Raw genomic sequence first — 17,734 nt, forward strand, 5'->3', positions numbered from 1 at the left:
GGTGGCGGGTGAACACACCGGCCCGCGCGTCCGGCGGCACCGCATCGCGGTCGCCGCGGCCGCCGGCTGCCTCGCGCTGCCCCTGCTGGCCGCGTGCACACCTGCCGAGGACCGCGTGTTCGGGGTCCGCGTGGTGCAGGGACACCTCGTGGTCGACCCCGGCAGGTGCCCGGACGAGAGCATGGACCACGTGTCGGTCACCACGAGGCTGAACGGCACCGAGACCGGCACCTGGCGGGCGGACGCGGACAGCACGGGCGCGAAGACCGACCAGGTCGACACCGGGGCACTCGCCCCCGGGTGGAAGGCCCAAGGAGAACCGCCCGTCCTCCAGGAAGGGGCGACCTACTCCGTGCGGGTGTCGGCGGCCCGCGGGGACCAGCCGCACACCGGTGCCTTCACGGTGGACGCCGCCGCGCTCACCGGGCTCGGCGAGGACCGGATCGTCCGGTTCTCGGGCGGGAAGCAGGACGGGGGCGGGACCGTGACGCTCTCGGACTACCGGGCACAGGTGCAGAAGTCCTGCCACTGACCCGCTGAACGGACGGCCCCCGCGGTCGGGCCCGGCTTCGGCCGGGGTCCGGCGGCGGGGGCCGTTCCCGTGCGGCGGTCAGCCCGCCGGTGGCGTCGACTCCGGTCCGGGGAGCCGGAGTTCGGCGACGGCGCCGCCGTCCGGGTGGTTGGCTAGGCGGAGGGCGGCGCCGAGGGCGGCGGCATGGCCCTGGGCGATGGTGAGGCCGAGGCCGTGGCCGCCGCCGCGTTCGCGGGCCCCGGTGCGGAAGCGGCGCGGGCCGTCGCGGAGGATCTCCTCGGGGTAGCCGGGGCCGTGGTCCCGGACGGTGACGACGGTGCCCTCGGCGGAGACCAGGACCGGGCCCCGACCGTGCCGCTGCGCGTTGGCGACCAGGTTGTCGACCACCCGGGCCAGCCGGCGCGGGTCGGTGGTGACCGTCCCGGCGGCGTCGGCGCGCAGCTCGGCCCCGGACCCGGCGGCGGCCACGATCCGGGCCAGCAGCGGGCCCAGCGGCAGCTCGGCCAGCTCCGGGGTCTCCGCGCCCGCGTCCAGCCGGGACACCTCCAGCAGGTCCTCGGTCAGGTCCCGCAGCGCGCGCACCCGGTTGCGGACCAGCTCGGTCGGCCGGCCCGGCGGCAGCAGCTCGGAGGCGGTCAGCAGCCCGGTCAGCGGGGTGCGCAGCTCGTGCGCCACGTCGGCGGTGAAGCGCTGCTCGCCGGCCAGCCGGTCGCGCAGCGCCGCCGACATCGAGTCGACCGCGGCGGCCAGGTCGGCGACCTCGTCGCGGGAGCGGCCGAGCGGCCCGATCCGGGCGTCCAGGTCGCCGCCGGCGATGGTCCGGGCGGTCCGGGCGGCGGTCCGCAGCCGACTGCTGATCCGGTCCGCGGCCAGCACCCCGGCCAGCACGGTGACCAGCACCGACAGGGTCGCGCCGATCGCCACCGCCCGGTCCAGGTCGGCGATCGCCCGGGCGTCCTCGGCGTAGTCCATCCGCACCGACAGCACCTGCCCGTTCGCCCCGGCGGCGGCCCACATCGCGGGGCCGCGCGGACCGGGCCCGAGCAGCGAGCCCTGCCGGCCGCGCTCGGCCAGGCGGCGCAGCTCGGCGGGCAGCGCCGGGTCGCCGACCGCGGCGTGCCAGCCCGCGACCGGCTCCCCGGTGGCGTCGTAGCCGGTCAGCACCGTGTCGAGGGCGGCCAGCGCGGACTTCCGGGCCTGCGCGGTGTGCTGGTCCACCGAGGCCCGGTGGACCAGCACCCCGACGGCCGTCCCGACCAGGCAGGACACCAGCGCGATCACCGCGGCGATCTGCCGACGGAGCGTCACGTGGTGCGCCGCAGCTTGTAGCCGAAACCGCGGATGGTCTCGATCCGGGCCGCGCCGATCTTCGCCCGGAGCCGCTGCACGTGCACGTCCACGACCCGGCTGTCGGCGCCCCAGGAGTAGTCCCAGACCCGCTCCAGCAGGGTCTGACGCTCCATCAGGACACCGGGGGCGGCGGTGAATTCGAGCAGCAGCCGCAGCTCGGTCGGGGTGAGCGGGACGGGCTTGCCCGCCACCCGGACCTCCAGCGCCTCGGTGTCCACCTCCAGGTCCTCGATCACCCGCAGCGCGGCCCCGCTCCCGGCCGCGGCGGGCACGGCGGGCGCGGGCGCGGCCGGGTGCGGGCCGGTGCGCCGCAGCACGGTGCGGATGCGGGCGACCAGGACCGCGGTCTCGAAGGGCTTGACCACGTAGTCGTCGGCCCCCGCCTCCAGGCCGGAGATCACGTCGATCGGCTCGGTGCGGGCCGACATCATCAGGATCGGCAGCCGGCTCTCCTCGCGGATGCGTCGGCACAGGCCGACCCCGTCCAGCAGCGGCAGCATCACGTCGAGCAGCAGCAGGTCCGGCGGCGCGGCCCGGAACCGCTCCAGGCCCTCCAGGCCGTCCGCCGCCGTCTCGACCGGGAACCCGTAGCGTTCCAGGGCGAGTTGGGTGGCCTCGCGGATCACCTCGTCGTCCTCGACCAGCAGGATGCGCGGGGCGCCGGGCACGGGAGCGGTCATCGGGTCCTCGTCGGGGTGGGGCGGGCGGTCTCGCCCCGGGTGACCGGGGCGGCGGTGGCGGCCGGGAACGGCGCGACCGCCGGGCGGGAGGGGACCGGGGACGGCACGGCCGCCACCTCCGGCGGGCAGCCGGGCACGTCCTGGCCGGGGCCGGTGGCCTTGATCCGCCGGTCGGCGAAGGCCAGCCGGACGCCGTTCCAGCGGTAGGTGCTGCTGGTCTCGGCGGCCTGCCCGGTCGGCTCGTGGACCACCAGGTCCGCGCCGACCGTCTCGGCGGTGAAGCCCGGCAGCGCGGTCAGCGACAGCACCGGCAGCACGTCCCGGCCGCGCAGCCGGTAGACGTGCAGCACGGCCCGCCCCGCGTCGGCGCCGGTCAGCACGGCGGTGAGCAGCTCGGGGCTGCCGTCGCCGTCCAGGTCCCGGTACTGGGCGTCCCGGACGGCGCAGCCCGGGCAGCCGCCGTCCAGCGCCGCCCGCTCGCCCGGGCCGAGCTCCGGGTCCTTGGCGAGCACCGTGCGGGCGTCCACCGCGGTCAGCGAGTCGACGGCCAGCCCGGGCAGCGGGACGGGGGCCGGCAGGTCGGCGGCCACCTGCGGGGCGGTCGCCGGGGCGACGGCCGCCGCGTCCGGCCAGAGCGGCAGCGGGCTCGGATGGGCCCGCACCGGCCGGGTCGCCCCGGCGTCCTCCAACCCGCCGGCCGCCGAGCAGCCGATGGCGCCGAGCAGCACGGCGAGGAGGACGGCGAGCACGGCCGGGAGCCGGCCGGACAGGGGGCGGCGGACGGTCGGCCGGGTCCTCACGTCGGGTGCGCCTTTCGGGAGCGGTCGGGGGAGCAGCCAGTTTCGCACCACCCCGACGGGCCGCCGCCGACCGGCCGGAACGGGGGGCCGTCGGAACAGCAGGTCGTCGGAACGGTGCGGGGCGACCGGCGGTCAGGCGGCGGGGGCCGGGTCGGCGAAGACGACGATGTTGTCGGTGTAGTGGCCGTCGCCGCCGATGACGCCGCCGCAGGTGATCAGCCGCAGTTGCGGCCCCGCTGTGTCGCCGTAGACCAACTCGGTCGGGAAGGCGTTCTTGGCGTACTGCCGCAGCTCGCGCACCCGGTAGGAGAGGGTGCTGCCGTCCTGCCGCCGGACGTCGATCCGGTCGCCGGGCCGCAGCCCCGGCAGCTTGTGGAACACCGCCGGGCCCTTGCGGGTGTCGTAGTGCCCGAGCAGCACGGCCGGGCCGGGCTGCCCCGGCTGCGGCCCGTGCCGGTACCAGCCGACCTCGTCGGCCCGCTCCGGCGTCGGCACCTCCACGGTGCCGTCCGGGTTCAGGCCGACGTCCTCGACCGGCGCGTCCACCCCGATCCGCGGGATCACCAGCCGGACCGGCGGCGAGGCCGGCACCGAAGGAGCCAGAGGACCTGGAGGGGTCGACGGGGCCGAGGGGGCGGCCTGCTCGGCCGAGATCCGCACCGGCGCGGCCTCCGGGTGCCGGGCGGCCAGCAGCGTCACCCCGCCCACCACCAGCAGCCCCGCGGCCAGGGCCGGGGCCCAGCCCGGGCGCCGGCCGCGCCGCCGTCCGGAGCGGGTCCGACCATCCCCGCCGACCGGCCGGCGCCGCAGCGCGTGCCGGGCCGGCCCGTCCGCTGCCACCGGCGTCCCGGTGCGGCCGTCCGCCGTGCCACCGGTGTCCGCGCTCCGCCGCCGCCCGCCGGTCCGGCGGGAATGATCGGTCATGTCCTAGGCCCGGGAGCCGGCGCGGCGGCGGAGCACGACCAGGCCGAGGCCGGCCGCGCCGACCGCCGCGAGGCCGGTGCCGAGCACCAGCGGCAGCGACGAGGAGGCGGTGCCCTCACCGGTCTGCGCGCCGCCCTTGGGCACCGCCGTGACCTGGGTGCCGGCCGACGGGGCCGCGGCGCGGGCCGACGGGCTGACCGCCACCGAGGGGGTGGCCGCCGCGCTCGGCGAGGCCGCCACGGCGGCGGGCGCGGTCGGGGCCGGGGTGCCGTCGGCGAACGCGGCGGTGGCGGGCAGCGCGAGCGCGCCGGCGACGCCCGCCGAGACCAGGGCGAACCGCACCGCGCGGCGGACGGACGTGGTACCAGACATGCGGGTTCCTCCGAGTGTTCGTCACCCGCGGCCCGGTGGCCGCCGGTTGACGCCGCTCACGCTAGGAACCGCGCCGCTCGGCGGGCCGCCGGTCGTGTAACGGCCACCGCCCGGCTCCGTAACAGTCCCGCCGGACGCCCGCGACGCCCGGCCGACCACCGCCCGCCGCCCGGCCGACCATCGCCCGCCGCCCGGCCGACCATCGCCCGCCGCCCGCGCGACGCCCGTGCGGGAGGAGCGGATAAGCGCTGCTAGCGTGACGGGCGTTCCGTCCCCCGAGTCGTGGTGAAGGGTTGCGCCCGCGATGGCCAAGTTCCTGCTCTGTCTGCACCTGCTGGCGGTCGCGCTGTGCATCGGACCGGTCGCGGTGGCGGTGAGCATGTTCCCGCGCCGCGCGAAGGCCGCGCTCACCGAGGGGCCGGAGCAGGCGGGCGCCGAGGCGTCGGTGCGGCTGCTCCAGCGGATCTGCCACGTGTACGCGCTGATCGGGCTCGCCGTGCCGCTGCTCGGCGTCGGCACCGCGCAGGCGATGGGCGTGCTCGGCAACGCCTGGCTGATCGCCTCGATGGTGCTGACCGCGCTGGCCGCAGGCGTGCTGCTGCTGTTCGTGCTGCCCGGTCAGCAGGCCACCGTCGACGCCCTCGACGCCACCGAGGACCGGGACGCCGAGACCGTCCGCGCCACCGGCATGCTGAAGAGGCTGCCGATGACGGCCGGGGTGTTCAACCTGCTGTGGGCCGTGGTGCTGGTCCTGATGGTCATCCGGCCGGGGTCGACGACGGGGGCGTGACCCCGCGCACCTCCAGCCCGGCCAGCAGTTCGGCGGTGGCGGCCGCGACGGCGGCCACCGCCGCGTCGAACACCGCCCGGTTGTGCGCGGCGGGCGCCCGGAACCCGGAGATCTTCCGGACGTACTGGAGCGCCGCCGCGTGCACGTCCTCCGGGCCGGCGTCGGTGGTCATCGGCGGGCGCAGGGTCTTGATGCTTCGGCACATGCCCCCAGTCTGCCGCGCCGCCCCGGCCCGCCGGGGACTTTTCAGGACAGCGGGCGCAGCCGCACCCCGGCCCGCTTGACCGGGCGGGCCACGATCGCGGTCTCCGCCCGCCGCACCCCCAGCGGGCCCAGCACCTCGGTCTGGAACCGGTACAGCGCCGCGTGGTCCGGGCAGAACACCGCCGCCATCAGGTTGCTCGGCCCGCCGGTCGCCAGCACCCCGTGCACCTGCGGGTGCCGGGCCAGCGCCGCCCCGGTCTCCGCCAGCCGCCCCGGCTCCACGTCCAGCCACAGGTTGGCGTCCACGGCCGCGCCCAGCAGCCGCGGCTCCACGCTCACGTGGGTGCGCAGCAGCCCGCCCGCCGCCAGCCGGTGCAGCCGCCGCCGGACCGTCGACTCGGGCGCGCCCAGCGCCGCCGCCAGCGCGGCGTGCGGGCGGCGGGCGTCCACCGCCAGCAGGTCCAGCAGCCGGTGGTCGAGCGCGTCCGGCTCCGGCGGGGCGGCGCCCGGCACGGGCGGGGCCAGCGCTGCCTCCTGATCCGCCGTCAACGCCCCGCAGCGCCAGGCGGAGGCGTCCGCGAACAGGTGCAGCACCGCGTACGCCGTCGACTCCACCACCGCGTCCGTCGCCGGGAGCTGCCCGTACAGCAGCCGGTCCCGGTCGGCGGCGCCGCCCAGCACCACCGCCGACACCTCCTGGCCGCCCAGCATCACGTCCAGGAACGGCACGTCCGCGCGCGCCGCCAGGGCCAGCGCGATCGCGTCCACCCGCCCGCGCAGCACCCGGACCCGGAGGAGCAGCGCCCCCAGCGCGGCCGCCCGGGTGTCCGGCATCCGCACCACCCGGACGGTGCCCGTCCCGAACAGCCGCCCCAGCCGCCGGGACACCGTCCGCGCCGAGACGCCCAGCACCTCGGCGATCCGCCCGTTCTCGGCCCGCCCGTCCACCTGCAGGGCGTGCACCAGCCGCCGGTCCAGCGCGTCCAGCACCCTGTCCGCATCCGCCGCCGCAGTGTCCACGCTGTCCGATCTCCGCCGTTTCCCGGCACTCCGACGTCCCGGAAGTCCGCCCCGACGGTACACCTCGGGGCACACCGAACCCGAGACCGGACCCGAGGAGAACCCCCATGCGGCACCTGCTGGACGCCACCGAGGCCGCCGTGCGCGAGGTCGGCGGACTGCTCCGCGCGCGGCAGCCCGCCGCACCGCTGGACGCCGCCGCCCCCGCCGAGGCGCTGGCCGCCTTCGAGCGGTACGACCGGCCCGCGGCGGCGCTGCTCCGCGAACGGCTCGGCGCGCTCCGCCCGCAGGCCGGGTGGCTGGGCGACGAGTGGGCCCGGGAGGTGCCGCCCACCGGCGAGTGGTGGCTCTGCGACGCCACCGACGGCGCCGTCCAGTACCTGAGCGCCCTGCCGCAGTGGGCGGTCACCGCGACGCTGCTGCGCGACGGCGCCCCGGTGCTGGCCGTGGTGCACGCGCCGCTGCTCGGCGGCACGTACGCGGCGTGCGCGGGCGGCGGCACCCGGCTGGACGGGGAGCCGTGCGCGCCGCGGGTCCGCACCCTGGCCACCGCGGTCGCCGCCACCGCCCAGCCGCCCGGCGCGGCCGGCGACCCGGTGGCGCTGCGGGCGGCCGGGGCCTCGCTCGCCGCGGTGCTGCCGCACGTCCTGGCGGTCCGCAACCTCGGCCCCACCGCGCTGCAGGCCGCCCAGGTCGGCTCCGGTCACCTCACCCTGTTCTGGCAGTACGGCGCGGACCCGGCGAACCTGCTCCCCGGCGCCCTGCTGGCCGCCGAGGCGGGCGCCGTCGTCACCGACGCCGAGGGGTGCCCGTGGACCCCGGGCGCGGCCTCCTTCGTGGCCGCCGCCCCGGGCGCGCACCCGGAGCTGCTGCGGGTGCTGCGGGGCGTCGGAGGCCGGTGACAGGACGGGGCGAAGCGGGCGTAGTGGGGCTGTTCGGGTGATATCGGGCGGGTGGCGTTTCCCGGCCGGACCGGGCTCGTTGTGGAGTCTGGAATTCCGGATCTGATCAAGAACGACGACCGATCTCACCGCTGTGCGGGCGGACACCGGCGACCGGCACAGCCACAGGAGGACACGGATGCGCACCCTGCTGGACAGCTTTCTGGCCGAGATGGACCGGATTCAAGCTGACTTCCAGACCAGGATGGAGGGTATCGACCGCCCTGAGCCGCCCTCGCCGTCCTCGCCGTCCTCGCCGCCGGAACCCGAACCGGTCGGCGGGGCCTTCGCCGCGCAGCCCGAGGGCATCGAGGACCGGATCGGTGAACTGCGGCACCTGCTCGGCCTGGAGGCGATCTGGAACGGCAAGCGCGAGGCGGCCCGCGGGGTGCTGCGGGACGGGGCGCTGCTGGACGAGGTGCTGCGGGACGGGGCGGTCCGCGAGGGGTCTGCGGAGGAGCGCGCGGAGGAGCTGTTCGTCGCGGCGTTCGGCGAGCTGCCCCCGGGCCCGGACGCCGAGCAGGTCGAAGCCCGCACCTGCAGAAACGTTCCTGCGCTGACGGTGCGTCACCCCCGGGCGGTGCACCACCACGCGCTGTCCGGCGGGTCGCTGGTGCCCGGCGCGCGTGCAGAAACGATTCTCTGAGGCCGGTCCGGGCCGGACGGCGGGCCGCGGCTACCCCAGGGTGATCGGCAGGGTGGCCGCGGCGGTGAACACCGCCTCGGGGGTGGTGAGTTCGAGGTAGTACAGGTCCTCGTGCCGGTGGGTGGCGGGCGGGTCCAGCGGGAGGGCGGAGAGGTCGAGCCCGGGCAGCGAGTCGAGGGTGGCCCGGCCGAGCTTGATCAGCGCCTCCTTGCGCACCCACTGGCGCAGGAACGCCCGGGTGGGCTCCGGGTGGGCCCGGACCAGGGCGGCCTCCGCGGGCGTGAGGACGTGCCCGAGGGACGCCGGATCGGTGGTGCGCGGGCCCAGGTGCTCGACGTCCACGCCGATCGGGACGGGCGCGGCCGCCGCCGCGATGATGCCGTTGGTGTGCGACAGGCTCAGCCACGTCCCCGGCCGGTCGGTGAGCAGCGGCCGCCCGTGCGCGTCGCTGCCGCAACCGGGGCAGCGCTGCCCGAAGGCGAGGTCCGCCGGGTCGACGCCGAGCTGCGCGGCCGCGCAGAACCGCACCAGCAGGTGCGCCGCCAGGTAGTCGTCCCGGTCGGCGGCCCGGCGGAAGCGCCCGGCGCGCTCGCGCTCGTACGGGGCGAGCAGCCGCTCGTCGGCGTCCGGCCGGGCGAGGACGTCGGCGGTGGTGGCGAGCACGGCGAGCGGGGGGTTCGGCACGGGGCTCCTCGTCCGGACGGGCGGGTGCCGCGGGGACGCGGCGGCGGCGGACTCCCAAAATAGTCCGTTCGAACGATTCCCCGGCGCGTCCGGGGCCCGCTGCCCGGGGCGCGCCCACCGGGGCCCTTTGCTGGCCGGGTCTGCTGTCCGTGACCCACCGTCAGGCGAGAGGGGTACCCGTGCGAACCGGTGTCCGAACCAGGAATCCGCTGCTCAGGTTCGCGGTGGTGACCGCCCTCGTCGCCGCGCCGGTGCTGACCCTGGCGGCGATCGGGCAGGCCGACCAGCTGGCCCCGCCGCTGGGGCCCTGCGTCGGCAACTGCCCGAACCCGTACCCGAACGACAACAACAACGGCGACTTCGCCGGCTACGACAACAACCTGAACGTCTACGTGGGCGGCAACTACACCGTCCAGGGCCGGGCCGCCGAGGCCGAGGGCAAGATCGTCACCATCGGCAACCTGAAGATCGACAAGGCCGGCGGCGGACGCTTCGACATGGGCGTGGCGGGCGTCGGCTCCCGGGTGCCCCCGCAGAGCGGCACCGACCACGTCACCGTCGGCGGGAACCTGGACATCGAGCAGGGCAACATCCTCGGGACGGGCGGCAGCGACTCCAAGGGCACGGTGTGGGGCAACGTGGTCTACGGCGGCCAGCGCCAGGGCGCCGGCACCACGGACATCACCCCGGACGGCCAGCTGATCCAGCGCGCCGACGCGGTGGCCGCGTACACCGGCCTGACGCCGATCATCGAGGGCCACTCCGACTGCATGAAGCAGCAGACCGCCACCGGCGTGGTGCTGCAGAGCGGCAACACCTACACCTTCAAGGGCGACGGCACCAGCGCCCGGCAGGTGTTCGACTTCGGCGGCAACATCGGCGCGGCGGGCACCCTGGCGGGCATCGAGTTCACCGACATCCCGGCCGGGGCGACCGTCATCGTCAACATGACCGGCACCGACGTGCTGATCAACACCTACAGCGGCAACTTCCCGCTGCCGCCGACGGTCCCGGGCGACTCGACCAACCAGATCATGTCCAAGCTGATGTGGAACTTCCCGAACGCCACCGACGTGACGATCTCGGGGGTGGCCCAGTTCATGGGGTCGATCATGGCGGGCCAGCCGGGCAGCACCACCACGCTGACCAACCCGGGCACCAACGGCCGGGTGTACCTGGCCGGCAACCTGGTGCAGGAGAACTCCAGCTCCGGCACCGAACTCCACGCGTTCCCGTTCGACGGCGACCTGCCGGTCTGCACCACCCCGACCCCGACCCCGTCCCCGAGCGACAGCACCAGCCCGTCGCCGTCGCCGAGCGACAGCACCAGCCCGAGCCCCTCCCCGTCGCCGAGCGACAGCACCAGTCCCTCGCCGTCGCCCTCGCCGAGCGACTCCACCAGCCCGTCCCCGTCCCCGTCGCCCTCGGACAGCGGCAGCCCGAGCCCGAGCCCGAGTTCGTCCTCCGCCTCGCCGTCGCCGTCGGGGAGCACCAGTTCCGCGCCGGCGCCGTCCGGGAGCACGCCGGGGACGCCGAAGCCGGTGCCCTCCTCGCCGTCGGGCCCGTCGCTGCCGAGCACCGGTGACGGACTGGTGGCGCCGGCGGCGGGGGCCGCCGCGGTGCTGCTGGGCCTGGGCGGCGGCGTGATCGCGCTGGCCCGCCGCGGCCGCGGCCGCCACAGCTGAGTGCGCTGAGCACGTCGGAGGGCCGGAACCCCGTGGTGGGGTTACGGCCCTCCGCCGTGACGGCAGGTCAGGTGACCTCGCCGCGGCGGCCGAACCGCTCCTCGCGCCACTCGCCGGTGGCCAGGACCTCGCGCAGGGCGTCGACGGCGTCGTGGACGTCGGTGCGGGAGAGGTAGAGCGGGGTGAAGCCGAAGCGCATCAGGTCGGGGGCGCGGAAGTCGCCGATGACGCCGCGGGCGATCAGCGCCTGGACGATCCGGTAGCCGTCGGGGTGGCGCAGCGCGACCTGGCTGCCGCGGCGGGCGTGCTCCCGGGGGGTGACCGGTTCGACGTCCAGGTCGGCGGTCAACTCCAGGAAGAGGTCGGTGAGTTCGAGGCTCTTGGCGCGGACGGCGGCCGGGTCGGCGAGCTCCCAGACGTCGAGCGCGGCCTCCAGCGCGGCGAGGCCGAGGATCGGCGGGGAGCCGGTGAGGAAGCGGGTGATGCCGTCGGCGGGCCGGTAGCCGGGCTCGAAGTCGAACTGCCGGGCGTGGCCGAACCAGCCGGTGAGCGGCTGCCGGGCGGCGTCCTGGTGGCGGTGCGCGGCGTACAGGTAGGCGGGGGCGCCGGGGCCGCCGTTGAGGTACTTGTAGCCGCAGCCGACGGCGAAGTCGACGCCGGCGGCGTCCAGTTCGATCGGCAGGGCGCCGGCGGTGTGGCAGAGGTCCCAGACCACCAGGGCCCCGGCGGCGTGCACCCGGGCGGTGGTCTCCGCCATGTCGAGCAGTTCGCCGGTGCGGTAGTCGACGTGCGAGAGCAGCACCACGGCGGTGTCGGGGCCGAGCGCGGCGTCCAGGTCGGCGGCGGAGTCGAGCAGCACGGGGCGGGTGCCGGGGTGCAGCCCGGTCAGGCCGTCGGCGATGTACAGGTCGGTGGGGAAGGCCCGCCGCTCGGCGAGCACGGCGGTGCGCCCGGGGCGCAGCCGCAGGGCCGCGCCGAGCACCTTGAACAGGTTGACGGAGGTGGAGTCGCAGACCACCACCTGGCCGGGGGCGGCGCCGAGCAGGTGGGCGCCGATCCGGTCGCCGAGCCGGCCGGGCTGGTGGAACCAGCCGGCGTCGTTCCAGGAGCGGATCAGGCCGTCGCCCCACTCGCCCTCGACCACCTTCGCGAGGTGGCCGGGGGTGCGGCGGGGGAGCGCGCCGAGCGAGTTGCCGTCGAGGTAGAGCACCCCGGCGGGGAGGGTGAACTCGGCGCGCAGGGCGTGCAGCGGGTCGGCGGCGTCGAGGGCGGCGGAGGTTTCGCGGGTTCGGGTCACAGGGTGTTCCTGACGGTCCACAGTTCGGGGAAGACGTCCTGGTCGGCGGCCTGCTTGAGCCAGTTGAGGCCGCTGGAGCCGCCGGTGCCGGGCTTGGCACCCATGGTGCGCTTGACCGAGGAGTAGTGCCGCTGGCGCCAGCGGGTGACCCGCTCGGCGGTGTCGAGCAGGGCCTCGCCGAGCCGGGCCAGGTCGGTCAGTCCGGGGTCGGTGTAGACGGCGCGCCAGGCGTCCTCGACGGCGTCGTCGTGCCGGTGCCGGTCGGTGACGGGCGCCTCGGGTATCGCCTGGCCGCGGCGGGCGAGCAGGGCCAGCGCCTCGTCGTACAGGCTGGGGGCGCGCAGCGCGGCGGAGAGTTCCTGGTGCTCGGTGGGGGAGTCCTGGTACATCGTCAGCAGGCGCTCGCTCTTGTTGCCGAGCAGGAACTCCAGCCGCAGGAAGGCGGAGGACTGGAAGCCGGAGGCCTCGCCGAGGACCGGCCGGAAGGCGTTGAACTCGGCGGCGGTCATGGTGGCCAGCAGGTCCCAGGAGGAGACCAGCACGTCCTGGGTGTGGTGGCCGCGGCGGAGCGCGGCGAGCGCGGCGTCCAGGTCGTCCTCGCGCAGCGCGGCGCGGGCGGCCGTCCACTCGTGGTGCAGCAGGTCGAAGAGCAGCTCCATCACCTGGGTGGTGACGATGAACGAGTACTCCGCGGGCTCCTTGCTGCGGGGCTGCTGGAGCGCGTGCAGTTCGGCCAGGTGCACGTAGCGGGCGTACGGGGTGGATACGCCGGGCTCCTGCTCGGGCCTGAACCGCAGGTGTGGACGGTCGGCTTGCCCGGTCATGCCGGTACCTCCTGGTTCCGCCCGCTCCGGATCTCGACGGGCCGGTCACCATTGTGCGGCGCGGAGGCGTGCACTTGAATGGCCGTCGTGGCCCGGATGGCCCAGTCGGCCTGCTGTTCGCAAGCCGATCGCGGCCGATCGCCTCATGAACGAAAAGGAGCCCCGATGGACGCGGTGGACCGCCTGCTGCTGGCCGAACTGCAGGCCGACGCGCGGCTGTCGTTCAACGAGCTCTCCCGCCGGGTGAACCTGTCGCCGCCGGCGGTCGCCGAGCGGGTCCGCCGGCTGGAGGCGGACGGGGTGATCACCGGCTACCACGCCCACCTGGCCCCGGCGAAGGCCGGGGCGGCGGTGATGGCGCTGGTGACGGTGCAGTGCTACGGGCCGCGCTGCGTGCTGCGCGACCCGGAGGTGCCGCACTGGCCGGAGGTGTTCCAGCTGCACCGGGTCACCGGCGGGGCGTGCTGCGTGCTGCTGGTCGGGGTGCCGGACATGGCGGCGTTCGAGCGGCTGACCGACCGGCTGGGCGGCTACGGGCAGCCGACCAGCTCGATGATCCTGTCCAGCCCGGTGCCCTGGCGGCCGCTGACGCCCTGACGGCCCGACCGCCCCGAACGCCCGACGCCCCGACCGCCCCGACGCTCCGTCAGCGGACCAGCGGCAGCAGGACGGTGTCGACGATCTCGGCCAGCACCTCGTCCGGCACCGGGGCGTGCGCGGTGAGCAGTTCCTGCCGGAGCAGGTCGAAGGGCAGCGCGCGGATCCGCGGGGTGAGCTTCGCCGGGTCGGCCTCGCCGCGGGCCACCGCGCGGTCGTAGATCGCCTCGGTGCCGTCGGGGCCGCCGGCCGCGAGCAGTTCGGCGGGGGCGGTGCCGGTGGCCCGGTGGTAGCCGGCCAGCTGGACGCTCATCAGGGCGACCAGTTCGGCGCGGGTGGCGTTGATCGCCCGCATCAGGGTGAGCAGGTCCGTGCGCAGGCTGCCGGTGTCGGGGACCTCCAGCCGGGCGGCGGCCAGCACGTGCGCGATGGCGGCCCGGGCCAGCGCGTCCCGGTCGGGCCAGCGGCGGTAGAGCACGGGCGGGCTGGTGCCGGCCCGCTTGACCACGGCGTCCATGGTGAACCCGGCGTAGCCGGTTTCGACGAGTTCCGCCCAGGCCGCGTCCAGCAGGGCCCGCTCCAGCTCCGCGCCGCGGCGCCGCTCGGCCATCCGTCCTCCTTGGATAGACTTGCCTATCTTATCTCCGCGCCCTACCGTGAGGTTCGCAAGATAGGACTCTATATCTTAAGGAGCCTTGCCGTGATCCGGCACGCCCGAACGGCGGCGGCAGCCGCCGCCCGCCCCGCCGCCCCGCCCCGGGAACCCGTCGACCCCGCCGTGCGCCGGCTCGCCGCCACCGTCGTGGTCGGCGCCCTCGCGGTGGTCCTCGACACCACCGTCACCACCGTCGCCCTGCCCGACCTCGCCGCCGACCTGCCCGCCGCGCCGACCACCGTCCAGTGGGTCAGCACCGGCTACCTGCTGGCCGTCGCCGCCGCCCTCCCGGTCGCCGGGTGGGCCCAGGCCCGGCTCGGCGGCAAGCGGCTGTGGATCGCCGCGCTCGGCGTCTTCCTGCTCGGCTCGGTGCTCTGCGCGGCGGCCCGCACCGCCCCCGAACTGATCGCCGCCCGGGTCGTCCAGGGCCTCGGCGGCGGCGTCATGATGCCGCTGATCGCCACCCTGGTGGTCCAGGCCGCCCGCGGCCGCGGCCTCGGCCGGGCGATGGCCGCCGTCACGCTGCCCACCGCGCTCGGCCCGGTGCTCGGCCCGGTCCTCGGCGGCCTGCTGCTGAGCGTCGCCGGCTGGCGCTGGATCTTCCTCGCCAATCTGCCGTTCTGCGCCGTCGGCTGCTGGCTCGCCCACCGCAACCTCCCCGACGACCGCCCCGCCCCCGGCGATCCCCGCCCCCGCCTCGACCTCCCCGGCCTGCTGCTGCTCCCGCCCGGCACCGCCGCTCTGCTGTACGGCCTGTCCCGGGCCGGCGCCGGCACCGCCGCCGCGCTCCCGCTGCTGGCCGGCACCGCCCTGCTGGCCGCCTTCGCCGCCCGCGCCCTGCGCCGCCCCGGCGCCCTGCTCGACCTGCGGCTGCTGCGCCACCGCCCGCTGGCCTCCGCCACCGGACTCGGCCTGCTCGGCGGCACCGTGCTCTACGGGGCGATGCTGCTGCTCCCGCTGTACTGGCAGCAGGTCCGCGGCCAGGACGCGCTCGGCGCCGGGCTGGCGCTGATCCCGCAGGGCGTCGGCGCGCTGCTGGCCCGCACCCGGGCCGGGGTGCTCACCGACCGGTACGGCCCGCGCCCGGTCGCCCTCGCCGGGTTCGCGCTGACCGCCGCCGCCACCGTCCCGTTCGCGCTCGGCGCCGCCGACCCGGTGCTGCTCGGCGCGGCCCTGCTGCTGCGCGGCCTCGGCCTCGGCACCGCGATGGTCCCGCTGGGCAGCGCCGGCTTCCTCGGCCTGGAGCGGGCGCAGGTCCCGGACGCCGGCGTGCTGGTCCGGATCGCCCAGCAGATCGGCGGCTCGCTCGGCACCGCGCTGCTCGCCGCCGTCCTCCAGTCCGCCGCGACCGGGGCCCCGGCGGACGCCTTCGCCACCGCCTTCGGCTGGTCGGCCGCGCTCACCCTGCTCGCCGTCCCGCTCTGCCTGCTGCTGCCCGGCCGCCCGGCGCCCCGACCGGACCCGCCGTCCCGGCCCGGCGTCAGTGGCTGCCGTTCTGCGACTCGGCGAAGTGCACGCCCAGGCTCTCCAGCCCGTACAGCACCATCTCCACGCCGACGGCCGCCAGCAGCAGCCCCAGCAGCCGGGACACCACCTCCAGCGAGGTGCGCCGGCTGGCCTTCAGCAGCGGGGCGAGCAGCAGCACGCAGGCGCAGTCCACCGCGATCACCGCGACGTACATCAGCGCCACCGTGGAGTGCCAGCCGAAGCTGTCCCGGGTCAGCGACTCGACCAGCAGCGCGGTGATCGCCAGCGGGCTCGCCACGTACGGCAGCAGCAGCGCCCGGACGCCGTCGGCCAGCGGGTTCTGCAGGTGGTCGCCGTCGTCGCCGCCGCCGAGGTGGAACCCGAGCACCAGGGCCACCGCGTAGATGAAGAAGATCACCCCGCCGGCGATCTGCAGCGACTGGTCGGAGATGTGGAACAGCGCCGCCGCGTAGTCCGCGGTGTACGCCAGCGCCAGGCCGACCAGCGCGGCCACCAGTGAGGAGACCAGGGTGAGCTTGCGCAGCTCGGCCAGCGTCCGGGTCTGGCTGAGCTGCGCGAACGCGAGCAGCACCTTGGGCGGGCCGACGACGGCGAAGAAGGTGACGAACACGGTGCTCAGATTGATCGTCGACATGGGCCCATGATGGGGCGTCAGTCCAGCAGGACGGTGACGCCACCCTGGCGGAGCACGTCGAGGACCGCGTCGAAGTAGGAGCGCTCCTCCTCGTCCGGGCCGGTCACCCGGCGGGTCAGCGCCTGCGCCGAGTCCATCGCCCGCCGCCAGTGCAGGGTGAACGGCGGCTCGGGGGCGAAGCCGCCGCGCAGGCAGTCGGCCAGCGCGTCCAGGTTGCGGCCGTAGTAGCCGTCGGGGGCGTGCACGGCGCGGCCGAGTTCGGCCCAGAAGGCGGGTTCGCCGGTGGCCCGCTCACCGTGCAGGACGTACGCGGGCGGCTGCGGTGCGGTGGGCATCGGGAGCTCCTGTCTGCCGGTGGCGGCGTCGCCCGGATGGGTTCGCCGGGTCGAGCGGGGCCGGTGCGCGCGCTGGGATGGGCCCTATCTGTCATCTCTCCCACACCAGGGGCAACACCATGACCAGTCTGCACCGCAAGGATCTCGGTCTGCTGGCGCTGCGCGGAGCCGTCGGCGGTGTCCTGTTCGCGCACGGGACGCAGAAGCTGTTCGGCTGGTTCGGCGGCGGGGGCCTGGCCGGCACCGCGCAGGGGATGGAGCACATGGGCTTCGTCCCGCCCGAGCGCAGCGCGCTGGCGGCGGGCCTGGGCGAGGCGGGCGGCGGCGCGCTGCTCGCGGTCGGCCTGGCCACCCCGGCGGCGGGCGCCATGGTGGCCGGCACCATGGCCGGCGCGACCTCCGTGCACGCCCCGGCGGGCTTCTTCGCCCAGGGCGGCGGCTACGAGTACCCGGCGCTGCTGGGCGCCTGCGGCCTGGCGCTGGGCGTCTCCGGCGCGGGCCGCTACTCGCTGGACGCCGCGCTCGGGCACCGGCTCGACCGCCCCTGGATGGGACTGCTGGCCTTCGCGGCCAGCGCGCTGGGCGCCGCCGCGGTGGTGACCCGCCGTCAGGAGGAGGTGCGCAGGCGGGAGGCGCGGGCCGCCGACGAGGCGGTCCGCGAGGACGGCAGCGGACTCTCCTGAGCAGCCGCGGGGCACCACCGGGCACCCGCCGGGCGCCCCTCACCGAAGGGAAGCACTGATGAAGCGATCGATGCGGGCCGCCGCCGGTTGGACCGCGGCCGCCCTGCTGGGCGGCGCGGCGCTGGCCGGCTGCTCCTCGGACGGCTCGCCGTCCCCCGGGGTGTCCTCCGCCCTGGACAACGCCAAGTCGGCGGTGGCCTCGGCGGCCTCCTCCGCGACGGCCGCGATCGGCTCGGCGGCGGCCTCGCTGGGCGCCTCCGCGCAGGCCGCCGCCTCCTCGGCGCTGGCCGGGGTGAAGGGCGGCCTGGACGCCAAGGCCGACGTGGTGGCCGGGACCGCGAGCACCGACGCGGACGGGAAGGTCGTGGTGCCGCTGACGGTCACCAACCACGGTTCCCAGTCCGGCAAGTACACGATTCAGGTCAACTTCGACGACGGGTCGGGCAACCTGCTCGACGCGGCGGTGGTGAACGTGCCGGAGGTGGCCGCCGGGGCGTCCGCGCAGGCCACGGCCAAGAGCAACCGCGCGCTGAACGGAACCGTGACGCCTGTGGTGGCGAACGCGCTGCGGTACTGACCGGACACCGAACCTT

21 protein-coding genes and 1 pseudogene are annotated in these 17,734 nt (G+C 76.3%); 9 read left to right on the forward strand and 13 right to left on the reverse strand.

Annotated elements, in window-relative coordinates:
* Position 1: 1 nt before the first annotated feature.
* On the forward strand, positions 2-532 hold the full coding sequence (locus tag ACIQBJ_RS20395) for a hypothetical protein (protein WP_400712031.1): 531 nt from the start codon (positions 2-4) through the stop codon (positions 530-532).
* A gap of 78 nt (positions 533-610) precedes the next feature.
* Here the strand turns inward: ACIQBJ_RS20395 and ACIQBJ_RS20400 are convergent, their stop codons facing one another.
* From ACIQBJ_RS20400 to ACIQBJ_RS20420, 5 genes are all read right to left on the reverse strand, one after another.
* A complete protein-coding gene (locus ACIQBJ_RS20400; RefSeq protein ID WP_400712034.1) occupies positions 611-1,840 on the reverse strand; it encodes a sensor histidine kinase in 1,230 nt (409 codons plus the stop codon).
* Complete coding sequence (cseB, locus tag ACIQBJ_RS20405) at positions 1,837-2,562, reverse strand: two-component system response regulator CseB (RefSeq protein WP_400712037.1); 726 nt, start codon at positions 2,560-2,562, stop codon at positions 1,837-1,839. The genes ACIQBJ_RS20400 and cseB overlap by 4 nt, the downstream gene beginning before the upstream one ends.
* The gene (locus ACIQBJ_RS20410) at positions 2,559-3,362 is read right to left on the reverse strand and encodes a hypothetical protein (protein ID WP_400712040.1); all 804 of its coding nucleotides are present in this window, start codon (positions 3,360-3,362) and stop codon (positions 2,559-2,561) included. Before ACIQBJ_RS20410 ends, cseB begins: the two co-directional genes overlap by 4 nt.
* Positions 3,363-3,494: 132 nt before the next feature.
* The gene (locus tag ACIQBJ_RS20415) at positions 3,495-4,286 is read right to left on the reverse strand and encodes a class F sortase (RefSeq protein ID WP_400712043.1); all 792 of its coding nucleotides are present in this window, start codon (positions 4,284-4,286) and stop codon (positions 3,495-3,497) included.
* Positions 4,287-4,289: 3 nt separating this feature from the next.
* Positions 4,290-4,658, reverse strand: coding sequence for a hypothetical protein (locus ACIQBJ_RS20420; RefSeq protein WP_400712046.1), 369 nt, complete (start codon positions 4,656-4,658; stop codon positions 4,290-4,292).
* Positions 4,659-4,962: 304 nt separating this feature from the next.
* Here ACIQBJ_RS20420 and ACIQBJ_RS20425 point away from each other — a divergent pair, with 304 nt between their 5' ends.
* Entirely contained in the window at positions 4,963-5,448 is a 486-nt protein-coding gene (locus ACIQBJ_RS20425) for a hypothetical protein (RefSeq protein WP_400712049.1), read from the forward strand.
* Here the strand turns inward: ACIQBJ_RS20425 and ACIQBJ_RS20430 are convergent.
* Together ACIQBJ_RS20430 and ACIQBJ_RS20435 are read right to left on the reverse strand one after the other, a co-directional pair.
* Complete coding sequence (locus ACIQBJ_RS20430) at positions 5,417-5,653, reverse strand: DUF2277 family protein (RefSeq protein ID WP_400712053.1); 237 nt, start codon at positions 5,651-5,653, stop codon at positions 5,417-5,419. The genes ACIQBJ_RS20425 and ACIQBJ_RS20430 overlap by 32 nt on opposite strands.
* Positions 5,654-5,694: 41 nt before the next feature.
* Positions 5,695-6,672 (reverse strand): AsnC family transcriptional regulator, encoded by a 978-nt coding sequence (locus ACIQBJ_RS20435; protein ID WP_400712056.1) that lies wholly within the window; start codon positions 6,670-6,672, stop codon positions 5,695-5,697.
* 107 nt (positions 6,673-6,779) lie between these two features.
* Between ACIQBJ_RS20435 and ACIQBJ_RS20440 the strand changes: the two genes are divergently transcribed.
* Together ACIQBJ_RS20440 and ACIQBJ_RS20445 are read left to right on the forward strand one after the other, a co-directional pair.
* The gene (locus tag ACIQBJ_RS20440; protein ID WP_400712059.1) at positions 6,780-7,574 is read left to right on the forward strand and encodes an inositol monophosphatase family protein; all 795 of its coding nucleotides are present in this window, start codon (positions 6,780-6,782) and stop codon (positions 7,572-7,574) included.
* A 178-nt stretch (positions 7,575-7,752) separates the two neighbouring features.
* Positions 7,753-8,259: a hypothetical protein gene (locus ACIQBJ_RS20445; RefSeq protein WP_400712061.1), complete on the forward strand. Its 507-nt coding sequence runs from the start codon at positions 7,753-7,755 to the stop codon at positions 8,257-8,259.
* A 30-nt stretch (positions 8,260-8,289) separates the two neighbouring features.
* Here the strand turns inward: ACIQBJ_RS20445 and ACIQBJ_RS20450 are convergent, their stop codons facing one another.
* Positions 8,290-8,943 carry a 4'-phosphopantetheinyl transferase family protein gene (locus ACIQBJ_RS20450; protein WP_400712064.1) on the reverse strand — a complete coding sequence of 218 codons (654 nt, stop codon included), beginning with the start codon at positions 8,941-8,943 and terminating at the stop codon, positions 8,290-8,292.
* A 179-nt stretch (positions 8,944-9,122) separates the two neighbouring features.
* On the opposite strand from ACIQBJ_RS20450, the gene ACIQBJ_RS20455 reads away from it, so the two are divergent.
* Positions 9,123-10,628 (forward strand): choice-of-anchor A family protein, encoded by a 1,506-nt coding sequence (locus ACIQBJ_RS20455; RefSeq protein ID WP_400712067.1) that lies wholly within the window; start codon positions 9,123-9,125, stop codon positions 10,626-10,628.
* 67 nt (positions 10,629-10,695) lie between these two features.
* On the opposite strand, the gene kynU is transcribed toward ACIQBJ_RS20455, so the two are convergent.
* The gene (kynU, locus tag ACIQBJ_RS20460; protein WP_400712070.1) at positions 10,696-11,925 is read right to left on the reverse strand and encodes a kynureninase; all 1,230 of its coding nucleotides are present in this window, start codon (positions 11,923-11,925) and stop codon (positions 10,696-10,698) included.
* On the reverse strand, positions 11,922-12,749 hold the full coding sequence (locus ACIQBJ_RS20465; protein WP_400712073.1) for a tryptophan 2,3-dioxygenase: 828 nt from the start codon (positions 12,747-12,749) through the stop codon (positions 11,922-11,924). The genes kynU and ACIQBJ_RS20465 overlap by 4 nt, the downstream gene beginning before the upstream one ends.
* 165 nt (positions 12,750-12,914) lie before the next feature.
* Between ACIQBJ_RS20465 and ACIQBJ_RS20470 the strand changes: the two genes are divergently transcribed.
* Positions 12,915-13,346, forward strand: a complete 432-nt coding sequence (locus tag ACIQBJ_RS20470; protein ID WP_400712076.1) for an Lrp/AsnC family transcriptional regulator — start codon at positions 12,915-12,917, stop codon at positions 13,344-13,346.
* 49 nt (positions 13,347-13,395) lie between these two features.
* Here the strand turns inward: ACIQBJ_RS20470 and ACIQBJ_RS20475 are convergent, their stop codons facing one another.
* Positions 13,396-13,956 (reverse strand): TetR/AcrR family transcriptional regulator, encoded by a 561-nt coding sequence (locus ACIQBJ_RS20475; protein ID WP_400712079.1) that lies wholly within the window; start codon positions 13,954-13,956, stop codon positions 13,396-13,398.
* 93 nt (positions 13,957-14,049) lie between these two features.
* Between ACIQBJ_RS20475 and ACIQBJ_RS20480 the strand changes: the two are divergent.
* Positions 14,050-15,489, forward strand: a pseudogene (locus ACIQBJ_RS20480) (DHA2 family efflux MFS transporter permease subunit); the annotation flags it as partial.
* Here the strand turns inward: ACIQBJ_RS20480 and ACIQBJ_RS20485 are convergent.
* Positions 15,482-16,123, reverse strand: coding sequence for a MarC family protein (locus ACIQBJ_RS20485; protein WP_400712082.1), 642 nt, complete (start codon positions 16,121-16,123; stop codon positions 15,482-15,484). The pseudogene ACIQBJ_RS20480 and the gene ACIQBJ_RS20485 sit on opposite strands and share 8 nt — an antisense overlap.
* Positions 16,124-16,140: 17 nt before the next feature.
* On the reverse strand, positions 16,141-16,458 hold the full coding sequence (locus tag ACIQBJ_RS20490) for a barstar family protein (protein WP_400712085.1): 318 nt from the start codon (positions 16,456-16,458) through the stop codon (positions 16,141-16,143).
* 119 nt (positions 16,459-16,577) lie between these two features.
* On the opposite strand from ACIQBJ_RS20490, the gene ACIQBJ_RS20495 reads away from it, so the two are divergent.
* Positions 16,578-17,141, forward strand: coding sequence for a DoxX family protein (locus tag ACIQBJ_RS20495; RefSeq protein ID WP_400712088.1), 564 nt, complete (start codon positions 16,578-16,580; stop codon positions 17,139-17,141).
* A 58-nt stretch (positions 17,142-17,199) separates the two neighbouring features.
* Positions 17,200-17,718: a hypothetical protein gene (locus tag ACIQBJ_RS20500; RefSeq protein WP_400712091.1), complete on the forward strand. Its 519-nt coding sequence runs from the start codon at positions 17,200-17,202 to the stop codon at positions 17,716-17,718.
* Positions 17,719-17,734 lie beyond the last annotated feature (16 nt).

Source organism: Kitasatospora sp. NPDC088391, from assembly GCF_044753345.1.
GTDB lineage: Bacteria > Actinomycetota > Actinomycetes > Streptomycetales > Streptomycetaceae > Kitasatospora.